This is a genomic window from Amycolatopsis thermalba (genome assembly GCF_023376025.1).
Taxonomy (GTDB): domain Bacteria; phylum Actinomycetota; class Actinomycetes; order Mycobacteriales; family Pseudonocardiaceae; genus Amycolatopsis_E; species Amycolatopsis_E thermalba.
This window is the reverse complement of sequence record NZ_CP091196.1, coordinates 2,249,922-2,265,575: the sequence shown is the minus strand read 5'-3', so window position 1 is coordinate 2,265,575 and position 15,654 is coordinate 2,249,922. Positions and strand designations below refer to the sequence as shown.

The following is a 15,654-nucleotide window of genomic DNA, read 5'->3' as shown; positions in this document are numbered from 1 at the left end:
CATGCTGGGGGTGTGGACGTGTTCGCCCAGGACGGGCATGACCTGCGGGTGGAGTGGGGCGCGGAAGGGGTCGCCGGGCTGGGGCGGGAGTGCGCGGTGCTGGTCATCGTGGACGTCCTGTCGTTCAGCACGACGGTGGACCTGGTGACGGGCCGGGGTGGCCGGGTGCGCCCGGTGCGGTGGCGCGGCGGCCGGGTGCCGCGGCCGGCCGCGGTCGGGCCGGATCCGGGGTGCGCCGCGGCCGCCGGCACCGGCGCGACCGTGCTCGTCGGCTGCCTGCGCAACGCCACCGCTGCCGCCTGCGAGACGCAGCCCGGCTGCGGAGGTGCCGGTCGGGGCCGGCGAATTCGCCATTGCCCGGACCGCCACTCCGCCGCACCCGGTACTCAGCGGACTGGCACCAGCGGCGGTGAAGCGGCACACACCGCGGCCCCCGTTCTCGTCGACGACCTGCTGGAGGCCGCGTGACCTGGCTCGAACTCGCCGACGGCGTCCTCGCCCGGCGCTACGCGCACCTGGACCAGACGCTCGGGCTGGTCGTCGGAACCGAGCGGTGCCTGGTGATCGACACCGGCGGGGACGAGGTGCAGGGCGCGGCCTTCGCGGCCGAGATCCGCGAGATCACCGACCTGCCGTGGACGGTGGTGATCACCCACGCCCACTTCGACCACCACTTCGGCACCGCGGCGTTCCTGCCGTGCCCGGTGTGGGCGCACGAACGCTGCCGCGACGCGCTCGTCAGCGAAGGCGAGTCCGACCGGGCCGAGTGGGTGCGCCGCCTGGCGGGCAAGCCGGAAGCCGACCGGCTCGCGGCCGCCCGCCTGGTGCTGCCGGACCACCTGCTCACCGACCGCGTCCAGCTCGACCTCGGCGGGCGGACCGTCGAGCTGGTCCACCCCGGCGTGGCGCACACCGACCACGACGTGGCCGTGCACGTGCCGGACGCCGGTGTGGTGTTCGCCGGTGACCTGGTCGAGCAGGGCGCACCGCCGTCGATCGGGCCGGACGCGCACCCCGCGGACTGGCCGTCCGCGCTGGACCGGCTGCTCGCCCTGCGGCCCGGCACGATCGTCCCGGGGCACGGCGACCCGGTCGACCCGGATTTCGTGGCCGCCCAGCGGGACGAGCTCAGTCGAAGTTGAGCTCGCCGGTGCGGGTGCGCTTCAGCTCGTAGAAGTCGGGGTAGCTCGCCAGCAGCCGGGCGCCGTCGAACACCTTGAGCGCGTCCTCGCCACGCGGGATCGAGCTGAGCACCGGGCCGAAGAACGCGACGCCGTCGATGTGGATGGTCGGGGTGCCGACGTCCATGCCGACCGGGTTCATGCCCTCGTGGTGGCTCTTCTTCAGCGCGTCGTCGTACTCGGCGGAGTCGGCCGCGGAGGCGAGGTCGGCGGGCGCGCCCACGGCTTCCAGCGCCTGGCGGATGACCTCGGGGATGTCCTTGTTGCCCTGGTTGTGGTAGCGGATGCCGAACTCGGTGTAGAAGTCCCGCAGGATCGCCTCGCCCTTCTCCTGCGCGAGCGCCGTGGCCACGCGCACCGGGCCCCACGCCTTGTCGAGCAGCTCCTGGTACTCCGCCGGGAGGTCGCGCCCGCTGTTGAGGACCGCGAGGCTCATGACGCGGAAGTTCAGGTCGAGGTCGCGCTGCTTCTCCACCTCGAGGATCCAGCGTGAGCTGATCCAGGCGAACGGGCAGACGGGGTCGAAGTAGAAGTCCACGCGTGTGCGCGCTGCGGTCATCAGTGTTCTCCCTGTGGGTGGTGGGGGGGGTCAATCCGGCCAACAGCGCGCGGAGTGCACTTGTTCCCCGCCGAGACATGATTGGATAGCGGGATCACCGAGAATGACAACCGCGAGCGTTTCCGAGGTGCCTGTGCCCGCCCCTAACCTGACCCGTGACCAAGCCAAACAGCGTGCCGAGCTGCTCGAGGTCGAGTCCTACGACATCGCCCTCGACCTCACGGACGGTAACGGCGGCCCGGGCGAGAGAAGCTTCGACTCGAAGACCACGATCCGGTTCGCCGCCACCAAGCCCGGCGCGAGCACGTTCGTCGACATCGTCGCCGGCTCCGTCCGCTCCGCGACGCTGAACGGCCGGGCGCTGGACGTCTCCGGCTACACCGAGGAGAACGGCGTCGCGCTGCCGGACCTGGCCGCGACCAACGAGCTGGTCGTCAAGGCCGACTGCCGCTACATGAACACCGGCGAGGGCCTGCACCGGTTCGTCGACCCGGTCGACGACGCCGTGTACCTGTACACGCAGTTCGAGACAGCCGACGCCAAGCGCATGTTCGCCTGCTTCGACCAGCCCGACCTCAAGGCCACCTACCGGCTGACGGTCACGGCGCCGAGCGACTGGAAGATCGTGTCCAACGCGCCGGTCGAGAGCACCGAGAAGACCGCCGAGGGCGCCACGCGCACGGTCTTCGCCACCTCGGAGCGCATCTCCACCTACCTCGTCGCGTTGATCGCCGGCCCGTACGCGGAATGGCACGACCAGTACACCGACGAGCACGGCACGATCCCGCTGGGCATCTACTGCCGCGCGTCGCTGGCCGAGCACATGGACGCCGAGCGGCTGTTCACCGAGACCAAGCAGGGTTTCGGCTTCTACCACAAGGCGTTCGGCACGCCGTACCCGTTCCGCAAGTACGACCAGCTGTTCGTGCCGGAGTTCAACGCGGGCGCGATGGAGAACGCGGGCGCGGTCACGTTCCTGGAGGACTACGTCTTCCGCAGCCGGGTCACCCGCTACGCCTACGAGCGGCGCGCCGAGACGCTGCTGCACGAGATGGCGCACATGTGGTTCGGCGACCTGGTCACCATGCGCTGGTGGGACGACCTGTGGCTGAACGAGTCGTTCGCCACGTTCGCGAGTGTCCTGGCCCAGGCCGAGGCGACCGAGTACGTGCACGCCTGGACCAGCTTCGCGAACATCGAGAAGTCGTGGGCCTACCGGCAGGACCAGCTGCCCTCGACGCACCCGATCGCGGCCGACATCGTGGACCTGCAGGCCGTCGAGGTGAACTTCGACGGCATCACCTACGCCAAGGGCGCCAGCGTGCTCAAGCAGCTGGTCGCCTACGTCGGGCTGGACCACTTCCTCGCCGGGCTGCGGGTGTACTTCGGCAAGCACGCGTGGGGCAACGCGACGCTGGCCGACCTGCTGAGCGCGCTGGAGGAGGCCTCCGGCCGCGACCTGTCCGGCTGGAGCGCGCAGTGGCTGGAGACGACCGGCCTGAACTCGCTGCGGCCGAAGTTCGAGGTCGACGCCGAAGGCCGGTTCACCTCGTTCGCGGTGCTGCAGACGGGCGCGAAGCCGGGCGCCGGTGAGCTGCGCACGCACCGCATCGCGGTGGGCATCTACGACGACGAGAACGGCAAGCTGGTCCGCAAGCAGCGGGTGGAGCTGGACGTCGAGGGCGAGCGCACCGAGGTGCCGGACCTGGCCGGGCAGCCGGCGGGCAAGCTGGTGCTGGTCAACGACGACGACCTGACCTACTGCACGATGCGCCTGGACGCCGGTTCGCTGACCACGCTGGTCGACCGGATCGCCGACATCACCGAGCCGCTGCCGCGGACGCTGTGCTGGTCGGCGGCGTGGGAGATGACCCGCGAGGCCGAGCTGAAGGCGCGGGACTTCCTGCAGATCGTGCTGCACGGCATCCACGCGGAGACCGAGGTCGGTGTCGTGCAGCGGCTGCTGCTGCAGGCGCAGACCGCGCTGAACTCGTACGCGCAGCCGTCCTGGGCGGCGGCCGAGGGGTGGCCGCAGTTCACCCGGAAGCTGCTGGAGCTGGCCCGCGCCGCCGAGCCGGGCTCGGACCACCAGCTCGCGTTCGTCAACTCGCTGACCGGTTCGGTCCTCGACGACGCGACGCTCGACGTGCTGGCCGGCTGGCTCGACGGTTCGGAGCCGCTGGAGGGTCTGGTCGTCGACGCGGACCTGCGCTGGCGCCTGCTGAACGCGCTGGTGGCGCACGGCCGGGCGGCGGACGAGGAGATCGACGCCGAACTGGCCCGCGACGACACCGCGACGGGCCGCCGCCACGCCGAGCACGCCCGAGCCCTGCGCCCCACCCCGGAGGCCAAGGCGGAGGCGTGGCAGCGCGCGGTCTACGACGACGACCTCCCGAACGCGACGAGCAACGCCATCATCGGCGGCTTCTCCCACCCCGGGCAGAAGGACCTGCTGACGGGCTACGTGAGCACGTACTTCGCCGCCATCGACGAGGTCTGGTCACGCCGCTCGAGCGAACGCGCCCAGCCGACGGTCGTCGGACTGTTCCCGGCATGGGCGGTCGAGCACGCCACGGTGCAGGCCGCGGACGAGTGGCTGGCGGGCGAGCACCCGGCCGCACTGCGGCGGCTGGTCTCGGAGGGCCGGGCCGGCATCGTGCGGGCCCTGGCGGCACGGGAATTCGACGAGGCCTAAGGACACAAAAGGAGAGGGGCGCCGGCACAAGCCGGCGCCCTTTCTTTCTTTGCGACAAACCGCAAGCCGGCAACGCAACAGCACCGACTACCCCAACCAGACCTCCCCCGCCCCCGATCCACAGCCGGTCTTTGGTCGCCGACCAGGCGTGTCAAGGTACTCTTTCCCGCCTTGACACGCCTGGTCGGCGACTGAAACACAATCAGGCATCGGGGGCGGGGGTGGTCGTAAGGTGACCTTTTGGCGCCGTGAGGCGCTCCCGCCCGCGGAGCGGGCTCGTCGCCTGCCCAACGTCACCTCTAAAGATCAAAAGATGTCCTCGCCGGACGGGCAGGCTCCGGGATGACGGGGAATGCAGGAACCTCGCCTTGGCGAGGTGGTCGCTGTGTGGTCATCCCGTCGCCTTCCGGTTTGTGCATATCACCTTGAGCCAGGGCCGCAAGGTTGGCATGGTCGGCCGCCGGTTGGCGGCCTGGGTTGCGGCCCTGGCTCAAGGTGATCGTTGCGTGTCAGGCGACGGGATGACCACCCAGCTACCTTGGGTGCAAAAAGAGGGGCGGCCGCTGCGCGACCGCCCCTCTTTTCTGCCTAGTGCTTGGGTGCGGAGCCGGCCTGGTCGGCCAGCATGCGCAGGCCCGAGACCAAGCCGCCGATGAGGTCGCCCTCCTTGAAGGACGCCACCATGCTCATCACGGCCAGCTTCGCGCCGCGGTCGGGGAGACGGCGGATCGCGTCGGAGCCCGTCACGATCTCCACGACCCGCTCGCCCGGGGAGACGGCGATCAGCACGGCGTTCGCCGAGTCCGGCTCGATCCGCGCGTGCAGCTCCTCCGCCCGGGCGCGGCTCTCGGAACCCAGCTCGCCCAGGTACACGCTGAAGTCGAGCCCGGTCTCCCGGCTCGCGAGGGTCAGCGCTTCGTCCAGACGGGCCAATTGGACGGTGCTGAATGGGCTGGATGGAGCAGCGGGCTCGTACATCCGGGCCACCGAGCGGCGACCGGTCGCGGTAATCGCGACCCCGATCTCCAGCTCCTCGTCCGATCCTGGCTGTCGGGTCAGCTCACCAGCTGCCACGGGCTCCTCCTGCCGCCGTCACGCGCGCGTTCCCGCTCGCGTCCCTGTTCTCCACCGGTTCGCCGGAGTGCGTGTCGTGCACGGTCCCGATACCTTCCGGGTTGCCGCTCCACCACATCGGCGGGTACTCCCAGGCCTGGCCGGGCCGGTAGCGCGGCGTGCCGGTCAGCTTCGACCGCAGGGTGAGCACGCTGATCACCCCGTAGATCGCGGCCGGGATCAGCGCGAAGATCAGGATCGTCTCTCCGATGTTCACGCGTGAAGAGTAGCCCGAGCAGCCCCGGCCCGCCGAAGCCGGTCACGACCGCTCGTCGCATCCGGGCCACCGTCCGCCGAGCGTCGCGACGTCATTGGGGCGATGGGCTGAAGAGCGGTCGGACGAAAGGTTGCAACTCAACGTACAGCCGGCCGCACCCGGCGCGATTGCCTTGTCCGGTGGCCCAGTTCCTCGTAGCTTTTTCACCTGTACGGGCCTTGCGCCCCGCTCCCCTTCCCAATGAGTAACGCACAGGTCCCTGGAGGACAGATCATGTACCTGCTCCGTACCCTCGCCCAGAGCAACGACGACCACGCTCCGTCACTGATCGACACAGCGGACGGCTGCTCCACGCGGGGCACGCGTGTGACGCGCGGCACAAGGGTTACCGCCGGTACTCGAGTCACCCGCGGCACCCGCGTCACCAGGGGGACCCGGGTCACCGCCGGTACCCGCGTGACCCGTGGCACGCGAGTCACCCGTGGCACCCGCGTCACGATGGGCACCCGCGTCACGCGTGGCACCCGAGTCACCCGCGGCACGCGCGTCACCGCCGCCTGAGACCCGTCCCGTCCCGGAAACTGACCCGAACCACCACCAAGTCGAAGACGTCGGAACGCCCCGGCTCACCACCACAGCCGGGGCGCCGGTGTGCGTCCGATCAGGCCGCCACGCCGAGGTAGGGCTTCCACAGCGGGTCCGCGTCCCCGGAGTGCACCAGCAACCGCCAGTGCGGGCCCCGCGGCGCCGTCGGCACCACCCGCAGCTGCCAGCCCAGCTCCTCCAGGAGCCGGTCGGCCTTGCGGTGGTTGCACTTCGCACAACACGCCACGCAGTTCTGCCAGCTGTGCGGACCACCCTTGCTGCGCGGCAGCACGTGGTCGATCGTCTCGGCCCGTCCGCCGCAGTACGCGCACTTGTAGCGGTCCCGGTGCATCAGCCCGGCCCGCGTCAGCGGCACCTGCGCCCGGTAGGGCACCCGCACGTACGTCGACAACCGGATCACCGACGGCACCGGCAGCGACAGCGTCGCCGCGTGCAACGTCAGACCGGCCGGGTCGCCGTGCACGACCTCCGCCTTCCCGCACATGACCAGCACCACGGCCCGCCGCAGCGGGAGCGCGGTCAGCGGTTCGAACGTGGCGTTGAGCAGCAGCACCCGCCGCCTGCCCATGGAGAACGTGCCGGGGCCGCCGGAACCGGCCGGATCCCGCCCTCTACGCTGACCCGAGGGTCGGCTCACGCGGCCGCCTCGCGGGGGTGGCCCACTGGGCTGAGGTCCGCCTCCGGGCGGCCCCTGACCCTGGTGAGCGCCCTGATCATGCGTAGAACACAGGGCTACCTCCGGCGCCTGCCCGCCCACCGCTTGGTCGGGGGCGCCGAGGGGGATCGGTTGTCGGTCTGGCACTCGACCACCTCCACCGGTGCAGCCATAGTCGACCACAGATCACACCCGATGCGCACCTGTGTTAGAAGACGTGTCCTGTGAAATTCGTTCGACGTCTGCGTGACGACGGGCGGAAACGGCCAGAAAGGGATCCCCGAGCCCCGTGACGCCGCTGCTCAACGAAGCACCCGAGTGCATCAACGAACCCGGCACCTGGTGCTATCAAGTGTTCCAGATCACGCACAACGAGTGGCTGGCGGCCTCCGCCAACTGGCTGATCGCCAAGCCGCTGCGGATCATCCTGATCCTGCTCGTCGCGATGATCATCCGGTTCCTGCTGCACAAGCTGATCGACCGGGTCACCACCATGCCGCGTGGCAACGGCGGGAAGCTGCCCACGATCCTGCGTCCCCTGCGCGAGCGCGCCCCCGACATCCTCGGCCCGGTCGTGGCCGAGCGGCGCCGCCAGCGGGCCAAGACGATCGGCTCGGTGCTCAAGTCGCTGACCTCGTTCGTCGTGCTCGGGCTCGCCGCCATCTACATCCTGGGCGAGCTGGGCATCAACCTCGGGCCGCTGCTCGCCTCGGCCGGTGTGGTCGGCATCGCGCTCGCGTTCGGCGCCCAGAACCTGGTCAAGGACTTCCTGTCCGGGATGTTCATGATGCTGGAGGACCAGTACGGCGTCGGTGACGTCGTCGACATCGGGCCGGCCACCGGCACGGTCGAGTCGGTCGGCCTGCGCATCACCACGATCCGCGACGTCAAGGGCACCGTCTGGTACGTCCGCAACGGCGAGGTGACCCGCGTCGGCAACTCCAGCCAGGGCTACGCGATCGCCCTGGTCGACGTGCCGCTGAGCTACAACGCCGACGTCGAGCGCGCCACCGCCGTCCTCACCGAGGCCGCCCACAGCGCCGCGACCACCGAGCCGCTGTCGGTCGACCTGCTGGAGGAGCCCGAGGTGCTCGGCGTGGAGAAGGTCACGCCGGAGAGCATCGAGCTGCGGCTGACGGTCAAGGTGCGGCCGGGCCGGCAGTGGGCCGTGCAGCGGCAGCTGCGTGCGGCGTGCCTCACGGCGCTGGAGGAAGCCGGCTTCCTGTCCGCCGCGACCACGGCACAATGAGAGGGTGACCGGTATGAGCGACCCCCAGTCCTTCTTCGAGGCCGTCGGCGGGGAACCGACGTTCCGCAAGATCGTCGCGCGGTTCTACGCCGAGGTGGCGAAGGACGAGGTGCTGCGGCCGATGTACCCCGAGGAGGACCTCGGGCCGGCCGAGGACCGGCTGCGCCTGTTCCTGATGCAGTACTGGGGTGGCCCGCACACCTACTCCGACCAGCGCGGCCACCCGCGCCTGCGGATGCGGCACGCGCCGTTCAAGATCGGCCCCATCGAGCGCGACGCGTGGCTGCGCGCGATGCGCGTCGCGGTCGACGAGGCCGGGCTGCCGGAGCCGCTGGAGACCCAGCTGTGGAACTACCTCGAGATGGCCGCCCACAGCATGATGAACAGCTGGGTCTGAGCCCCGCGCCCGCCTGAGCGGGCACGGGGCTCCCGGCGTCAGAGCTTGGCCAGCTCGTTGGCGAGCGGCTCCAGCACGTCCGGCGTGTGCGGCGGCGGCAGGTAGACGATCGCCAGGTCCAGGCCCTGCTCGCCGAGCGCGGCCGCCTCGTCGGCGACCTTCGCGTAGTCGAGGTCCGTGTCCAGCCGCACGTGGCTGGACAACATGATCTCCTTCGGGTCGCGGCCGATGTCGGCGCAGTGCTGGTGCAGCACGTCCCGCTTGCGGGCGAACTCCTCCGGCGTGCCGCCGACGAAGTTCCAGTGCTGGGCGAAGCGCGCCGCGGTGCGCAGGGTGCGCTTCTCTCCGCTGCCGCCGATCACGATCGGCGGGTGCGGGCGCTGGATCGGCTTCGGCTCGTTGCGGGCGTCGGTGAGCTGGTAGTACTCGCCCTGGAAGGTGGTCGTCTCCTGCGTGAGCAGGCCGACCAGCACCTCGCAGGCCTCCTCGAACCGGTCGCTGCGCTGCTTGACCGTGCCGAGTTCCATGCCGTAGGCGCCGGACTCCTCCTCGTTCCAGCCGGCGCCGACGCCGATCTCCAGCCGCCCGTTCGACACGATGTCGAGCGTCGCGGCCATGTTCGCCAGCAGCGCCGGGTGCCGGTAGTGGATGCCGCTGACGAGCGTGCCCAGGCGCAGCCGCTTGGTCGCCTGCGCCAGCGCGGTCAGCGTGACCCAGCCCTCCAGGCACGGGCCGGTCGGGTCGGAGAAGATCGGGTAGAAGTGGTCGAAGGTCCAGCCGGACTCGAAGATCTCGATGTCGTCGGCCGCCTGCCACACGGCGAGCATGTCGGACCACTCGGTGTTCTGGGGTGAGGTCTTGAACGCGAAGCGCATGGTCGCGACCCTAGCGACCTGGAGCAGCTCCAGCGCAAGTCAGAACAGCAGCGGAAGCAACGCGTGCCGCCGCCGGACCACGGCACCGTAGCGGGCGTCCAGGCGCATCCACGAGTTCGTCGCCGTCACCCGGATGACGTCATCCGGAATGGACGAATCGAAGAACCCCATTCCGGACAGGGCGAACAGGCACCGCATCTGGACCTTGACCTCGACGTCGCCCTCGCTGACCGTCAGGACCGCCTGGTCCATCAGCGACGCCGGCGGGGTGCCGTGCGGGCCGGCGTTCTCCCGGGCCAGCGCGACACCGCGGTCGGTGAGCTCGCTGATCACCTTCGTCGGCAGCTCGTCGACCAGCTGCCACGGACCGGTGGCCGGCAGTTCGCTGTGCCACAGCAGGTCCCGCGGCGGGCCGGGATCCATCCGCTCGCCGCCGGCGACCGTGAGGGCGGCCAGCAGCTCGTTGCCGGACACCGTCACGTCACCAGGCTCGACCTCGCCGTGGACCGCGCGGGTCGCCAGGCAGTCGAACGGCGTGGACACCCACGCCTCGACGATGCCGCCACCGCGGTTGCGCAGCCGCACGGCGGCCTGGCCGTCCAGCCGCACCGCCCGGGCCACGAAGGCCCCGAGCGTCTCCCGGTCGCCCCGGTCGGGGACGCGCAGCTCGGTCACGCGCCCGCCTCCGTCAGCCGGGTCTGCAGGAACGCCCGCTCCTCCGCGGTCAGGCGGCGCGGACGGCTGGTGGTGACGTCGTAGGGCGCGAGGACGGTCTCGGCGGTGACCGCGACCGGCGATCCGGCGTCCGGGCCGTCGTGCACCCGGTAGTCCAGGGTCAGCGACGCGAACTTGAGGTCCTTCAGCGAGATCTCCACCCGGATCTCCTGCCCGTCCACCACGATCGGGGCGCGGTAGTGCACGGCCAGCTTGACCACGACCATGCCCTTCGCGAACTCCGCGAGCCCGGCGCGGCCCGCTTCGTCGAACAACAACGGCACGCGTGCCTCTTCGAGCAACGTCACCATGTTGGCGTGGTTGACGTGCCCGAACACGTCCATGTCCGACCAGCGGGGCCGCACCTTCGCTACGTACACCCCGATATTCCTACCTCACCGTGCTCCGCAGCTGGCGCGCGGCGACCGACAGCGTCGCGAGGTCGAGGCGGCCGGACTGGTTGATCTCGTCGAGCGACACCCTGGCCCGGGCCAGCCGGGAGGCGTTCGCCTTCTCCCACTGCGCGATCTTGGCGTCCGTGTCGTCCTCGGGATCGCTGTGCCGCAGCGCGTCCAGCGTGATCGCCCGCAGCGACGAGTACACGTCGTCGCGCAGGGCCAGCCGGGCCAGCGCGTGCCACCGGTTCCCGCGCTCCAGCGCGCTGATCGAGGTGAGCAGCCGGTCGACGTCGAGGTGGGCGGACAGCGCGTAGTACAGCTGCGACGCCTCCTCCGGGCTGCTCTCCGCGTCCACCCCGGCCTCGCGCACCGCCAGCTCGGCCACCTCGACGACGTCGAGCAGCCCGTAGGCGTCCAGCAGGACCGCGACCCGCAGCGCCAGCTCACGCGGCACCCCGGCCTCGGCGTAGCGGTCGGCCTGCTCGCGCACGGCCTCGGCTTCCCGGCCGCGCAGGAGCGTGTCGACCTTCGGCGCCAGCTCGGCGACGACCGGACCGAAGCGCGAGATCTCCGCGCCGACGGCCAGCGGCTGCGGCCGGTTGGCGAGGAACCAGCGCGCGGCCCGGTCCAGCAGCCGCCGCGACTCCAGCATCATCGCGTCCTGCACCTCGGTGGGCGCCGAGTTGTCGAGCGCGTGGATGTCGTTCCACAGGGCGTTGAGGTTGAACACGCGCGTGACGATCGTGTACGCGCGCACCGCGTCGGTGGCGGTCGCGTTCATCTCCTCGGCCAGGCGGTAGGCGTAGGACACGCCCGCCCCGTCGACGACCTCGTTCACCAGCAGCGTCGTGATGATTTGGCGGCGCAGCGGGTGCTCGCCGATGCGGTCGGCGAACCGCTCGCGCAGCGGCTTCGGGAAGTACTCGGGCAGCCGCCGGGCGAACACCTCCGCGTCCGGCAGGTCGCTGGCCAGCAGCTCGTCCTTCAGCTCCAGCTTCACGTGCGCGAGCAGGGTCGCCAGCTCCGGCGAGGTGAGGCCCTCACTGGCCTTCTCCAGCGCCTGGAACTGCTGCTTGCTCGGCAGCGCCTCCAGCTTGCGGTCCAGCGCCCCGGCCTTCTCCAGGCTCGCGACCAGCCGCGCGTGCACGGGCAGCATCTGCGGCGCGTGCGCCCGGCTCACGCCGAGCACCGCGTTCTGGTGGTAGTTGTCCGCGAGCACCAGGCGGCCGACCTCGTCGGTCATCTCGTGCAGCAGCTCGTTGCGCTGCTCGCGGTCCAGTGCGCCGCTGCCGACCAGGTGGTCGAGCAGGATCTTGATGTTGACCTCGTGGTCGGAGCAGTCCACCCCGGCGGAGTTGTCCAGCGCGTCGGTGTTGATCTTGCCACCGGCGCGGGCGAACTCGATGCGGCCGCGCTGGGTCAGGCCCAGGTTGCCGCCCTCGCCGACCACCTTCACCCGCAGCTGGTTGCCGTCGACGCGCACCGCGTCGTTGGCCTTGTCCCCGGCGTCGGCGTGGGTCTCGGTCTCGGCCTTGACGTAGGTGCCGATGCCGCCGTTCCACAGCAGGTCCACGGGCGCCAGCAGGATCGCGCGGATCAGGTCGGCGGGGGCGAGCTGGGTGACGTCGTCGGCCAGGCCGAGCGCCTGACGCACCTGCGGCGACACCGGGATCGTCTTGGCGCTGCGGGAGAACACGCCGCCGCCCTCGCTGATCAGCGAGCGGTCGTAGTCCTCCCACGACGAGCGCGGCAGCTCGAACAGGCGCTTGCGCTCGCGGAACGACGCCGCCGCGTCCGGGTTCGGGTCGAGGAAGACGTGCAGGTGGTTGAACGCGGCCACCAGCCGGATGTGCTCGGACAGCAGCATGCCGTTGCCGAACACGTCACCGGCCATGTCCCCGATGCCGACGACCGTGAAGTCCTGGGTCTGGGTGTCCACGCCCAGCTCGCGGAAGTGCCGCTTGACGCTCTCCCACGCGCCGCGGGCGGTGATGCCCATGGCCTTGTGGTCGTAGCCGACCGACCCGCCGGAGGCGAACGCGTCGCCCAGCCAGAAGCCGTAGGCCGCGGACACCTCGTTGGCGATGTCGGAGAAGGTCGCGGTGCCCTTGTCGGCCGCCACCACGAGGTAGTTGTCGTCGCCGTCGTAGCGCACGACGTCCCTGGCCGGGATCGTGCGGCCCTCGACGAGGTTGTCGGTGAGGTCGAGCAGGCCGGAGATGAACATGCGGTAGCAGGCGATGCCCTCGGCCAGGTGCGCGTCGCGGTCCACGCCCGGGTCGCCGGTCGGGACCGGCGGGCGCTTGACGACGAACCCGCCCTTCGCGCCCACGGGCACGATCACGGCGTTCTTCACCGCCTGCGCCTTGACCAGGCCCAGGATCTCGGTGCGGAAGTCCTCCCGGCGGTCCGACCAGCGCAGGCCACCGCGGGCGACCGAGCCGAAGCGCAGGTGCACACCCTCGACGCGCGGCGAGTACACGAAGATCTCGAACCGCGGCCGCGGCTCCGGCAGGTCCGGCACGCTCTTCGGGTCCAGCTTGAGCGCCAGGTACGGGCGCGGGCGGCCGTCGGCGTCGGTGACCCGGTAGTTGGTGCGCAGCGTGGCGCAGATGACCGACAGCAGGCGGCGGAGGATGCGGTCCTCGTCCAGGCTGGTGACCGCGTCGATCATCGCGGAGATCTCACCGACCAGCGCCTCGGTCTGCTCGTCCGCGTCCGGGTCCGTGGTCAGGTCGAAGCGGTGCTCGAACAGCTTCACCAGCATCTTGGCGATGTCGGTGTGCGCGAGGACGGCGCGCTGGATGTACTCCTGCGAGTACGGCGTGCCGGCCTGGCGCAGGTAGCGCGAGTAGGCGCGCAGCACCGCGGCCTGGCGCCAGGACAGCCCGGCGCGCAGCACGAGGGCGTTGAAGTCGTCGACCTCGCAGTCGCCCCGCCACGCGGCGGCGAAGGCGTCCTGGAAGCGCTCGCGCAGGTCGCGCTCGGCCTCGCCGAGGTCGGTCAGGCCGATGCGCAGCCCGAAGTCGTAGACCCAGGACCGGGTGCCGTCCCAGCGGCGCAGCTCGTAGGGCCGCTCGTCGACGACCTCCAGGCCCATCCGCTGCAGGACGGGCAGCACGGCCGACAGCGTGACGCCCTCGCCGAGCAGGTAGAGCTTGAACCGCCGCTCCCCCGGCTCGGCGCCGTCCGGCGTGTAGAACGACATGGCCAGGTCGTCCGGGCCGGTCAGGCTCTCCAGCTTGCGCAGGTCGGCGAGCGCCTCGGTGGCGGTGAAGTCCTCCTTGTACGCCTCGGGGAAGATGCCCGAGTAGCGCTGGCCGAGCTCACCGGCCGACTCCTCGCCGAGGGTGGCCGTGGTGCGGGCGGCCTCGCCGGCGCGCTCGCGCCGTTCCGCCAGGATCGCCTCGACCATCAGATCGTCCCAGTTGCGCACCGCGGCGTTGAGGCGTTCCTGGATGCGCAGCACGTCCGGCTCGACGCGCGTGGCCGGGTCGGTGTGGACGGTGAAGTGCACCTGGGCGAGCGCGGTCTCGCCGACGCGCGTGCCGTACTCGAGGTGGGTGCCTTCGAGTTCGGCGAGCAAGACTTCCTGCATCGCCAGGCGCGAGCGGGTGGTGTAGCGGTCGCGCGGCAGGAACACCAGGCACGAGTAGAAGCGGCCGAAGGTGTCGCGGCGCAGGAACAGCCGCAGGCGGCGCCGGTCGGACAGGGTGATGGCGCCGATGGCGGTCGAGTAGAGCGAGTCGAGGTCGGCGGAGAACAGGTCGGCGCGCGGCCAGTTCTGCAGGACCTCCAGCATGCGCTGGCCGGAGTAGGACTCCATCGGGAAGCCGGCGCGGTGGATGACCTCGCACACCTTGCGGGAGATGACCGGCACGTCGAGGACGTCCTCGTGCAGCGCGGAGGTGGTGAACATGCCGAGGAACCGGTGCTCGCCGGTGACGTTGCCGCGCTCGTCGAACGTCTTGACGCCCACGTAGTACGGGTAGACCGGACGGTTCACTGTGGACGGTGCGCTGGCCTGGGTGAGGACGAGCAGGTGCGGGGCGAGCGCGGTGGCGGCCATGTCGGGGCCGGCGGTGAGGCTGCGGGCGGCGAGGCTGTCCTGGCGCAGCACGCCGAGCCCGGACGCGAGGGCGGCGCGCAGGGCGGGTCCGTCGGTGCCCGGGTCGGGGTCCTCGACCAGTTCGTAGCGGCGGTAGCCGAGGAACATGAAGTGGCCGTCGGCGAGCCAGCGGAGGAGGTTCGCGCCCTCGGTGACCTCGTCGTCGGGCAGCGGCGGCGGGGTGGCGTCGAGTTCGGCGGCGAGGCTTTCCGCGGCCTGGATCATCTTGTCGGTGTCCTCGACGACCTCACGGACGTCGCCGAGGACGGAGGCGAGGTGGGTGCTCAGCTCGCGGCCGCGGTTGGGGTCGGTGATCAGGTCGATCTCGACGTACATCCACGATTCGACCATCGCGCCCTCGGGCGGGTTGGCGACGTCGGCGGCCGGGTGGACCTTGACGAGTTCGCCGGTGATGTCCCGCGTGACGGCGACGATGGGGTGCACGAGGCGCTGGACCTGGACGCCGTCGCGGGCGAGCTTGGCGGTGACCGAGTCGACCAGGTAGGGCATGTCGTCGGTGACGATCTGGACCACGGTGGCGTCGCGGGTCCACCCGTCCTCGGCGGTGGTCGGGTTGAGGAGGCGGACCGCGGGGCCCCCCGGCACGCGGTTGCGCGCGAACTCCTGGTGGGACCGGACGGCGCCGACGAGGTCGACGGGGTCGTCGCCGAGGATCTCGTCGGCGGGGATGTGGCGGTAGTAGAGGCGGATGAGGTCGGCGATGTCCGGCGCGTGCCGGGCCGCGGCTTCGATCAGCTCGTCGCGGATCTGCTCCGGGCTGGCAGGGCGTAGACGGTCGGTTCCGGACGTGGTCCCGGGGCGGACGGACACTCTTGACGAGCTCATCTCAGGCAACTCTCCACCGAGTCTGATCGCGCGCATGACGC

The 15,654-nt window shown here is 70.9% G+C and carries 13 protein-coding genes; 5 read left to right on the top strand and 8 right to left on the bottom strand.

The genetic code is table 11. The features are described 5' to 3' along the window. The first annotated feature begins 12 nt into the window (after nucleotides 1-12). Nucleotides 13-468, top strand: a complete 456-nt coding sequence (locus tag L1857_RS35665) for a hypothetical protein (protein WP_429727751.1) — start codon at nucleotides 13-15, stop codon at nucleotides 466-468. Further along, the gene (locus L1857_RS11135; RefSeq protein WP_249464973.1) at nucleotides 465-1,142 is read left to right on the top strand and encodes an MBL fold metallo-hydrolase; all 678 of its coding nucleotides are present in this window, start codon (nucleotides 465-467) and stop codon (nucleotides 1,140-1,142) included. The genes L1857_RS35665 and L1857_RS11135 overlap by 4 nt, the downstream gene beginning before the upstream one ends. Here L1857_RS11135 and L1857_RS11130 read toward each other — a convergent pair. Then, complete coding sequence (locus tag L1857_RS11130) at nucleotides 1,129-1,740, bottom strand: mycothiol-dependent nitroreductase Rv2466c family protein (protein ID WP_094007804.1); 612 nt, start codon at nucleotides 1,738-1,740, stop codon at nucleotides 1,129-1,131. The two genes, L1857_RS11135 and L1857_RS11130, sit on opposite strands and share 14 nt — an antisense overlap. 133 nt (nucleotides 1,741-1,873) lie before the next feature. Here L1857_RS11130 and pepN point away from each other — a divergent pair, with 133 nt between their 5' ends. Beyond that, nucleotides 1,874-4,435: an aminopeptidase N gene (gene pepN, locus L1857_RS11125; protein ID WP_249464970.1), complete on the top strand. Its 2,562-nt coding sequence runs from the start codon at nucleotides 1,874-1,876 to the stop codon at nucleotides 4,433-4,435. A gap of 588 nt (nucleotides 4,436-5,023) precedes the next feature. Here the strand turns inward: pepN and L1857_RS11120 are convergent. The 3 genes from L1857_RS11120 to L1857_RS11110 form a co-directional block, all read right to left on the bottom strand. Further along, complete coding sequence (locus L1857_RS11120) at nucleotides 5,024-5,509, bottom strand: DUF5130 family protein (RefSeq protein ID WP_094007922.1); 486 nt, start codon at nucleotides 5,507-5,509, stop codon at nucleotides 5,024-5,026. Then, a complete protein-coding gene (gene ctaJ, locus L1857_RS11115) occupies nucleotides 5,496-5,765 on the bottom strand; it encodes an aa3-type cytochrome oxidase subunit CtaJ (RefSeq protein WP_017987644.1) in 270 nt (89 codons plus the stop codon). Before ctaJ ends, L1857_RS11120 begins: the two co-directional genes overlap by 14 nt. A 661-nt stretch (nucleotides 5,766-6,426) precedes the next feature. After that, nucleotides 6,427-6,924, bottom strand: coding sequence for an HNH endonuclease (locus tag L1857_RS11110; RefSeq protein ID WP_094007929.1), 498 nt, complete (start codon nucleotides 6,922-6,924; stop codon nucleotides 6,427-6,429). 391 nt (nucleotides 6,925-7,315) lie between these two features. Here L1857_RS11110 and L1857_RS11105 point away from each other — a divergent pair, with 391 nt between their 5' ends. Beyond that, nucleotides 7,316-8,275 carry a mechanosensitive ion channel family protein gene (locus L1857_RS11105; protein WP_116111297.1) on the top strand — a complete coding sequence of 320 codons (960 nt, stop codon included), beginning with the start codon at nucleotides 7,316-7,318 and terminating at the stop codon, nucleotides 8,273-8,275. Nucleotides 8,276-8,288: 13 nt separating this feature from the next. Next, entirely contained in the window at nucleotides 8,289-8,672 is a 384-nt protein-coding gene (locus tag L1857_RS11100) for a globin (RefSeq protein WP_094007919.1), read from the top strand. Between the two features lie 38 nt (nucleotides 8,673-8,710). Here the strand turns inward: L1857_RS11100 and L1857_RS11095 are convergent, their stop codons facing one another. From L1857_RS11095 to L1857_RS11080, 4 genes are read right to left on the bottom strand one after another with little or no spacing between them, the layout of a single operon-like run. Continuing rightward, the gene (locus tag L1857_RS11095) at nucleotides 8,711-9,547 is read right to left on the bottom strand and encodes an LLM class F420-dependent oxidoreductase (RefSeq protein ID WP_116111296.1); all 837 of its coding nucleotides are present in this window, start codon (nucleotides 9,545-9,547) and stop codon (nucleotides 8,711-8,713) included. A gap of 39 nt (nucleotides 9,548-9,586) precedes the next feature. Next, on the bottom strand, nucleotides 9,587-10,222 hold the full coding sequence (locus L1857_RS11090; RefSeq protein ID WP_116111295.1) for a DUF8010 domain-containing protein: 636 nt from the start codon (nucleotides 10,220-10,222) through the stop codon (nucleotides 9,587-9,589). Then, entirely contained in the window at nucleotides 10,219-10,641 is a 423-nt protein-coding gene (locus tag L1857_RS11085) for an acyl-CoA thioesterase (RefSeq protein ID WP_094007916.1), read from the bottom strand. Before L1857_RS11085 ends, L1857_RS11090 begins: the two co-directional genes overlap by 4 nt. A gap of 10 nt (nucleotides 10,642-10,651) precedes the next feature. After that, complete coding sequence (locus tag L1857_RS11080) at nucleotides 10,652-15,613, bottom strand: NAD-glutamate dehydrogenase (protein WP_116111294.1); 4,962 nt, start codon at nucleotides 15,611-15,613, stop codon at nucleotides 10,652-10,654. Between the last annotated feature and the right edge of the window lie 41 nt (nucleotides 15,614-15,654).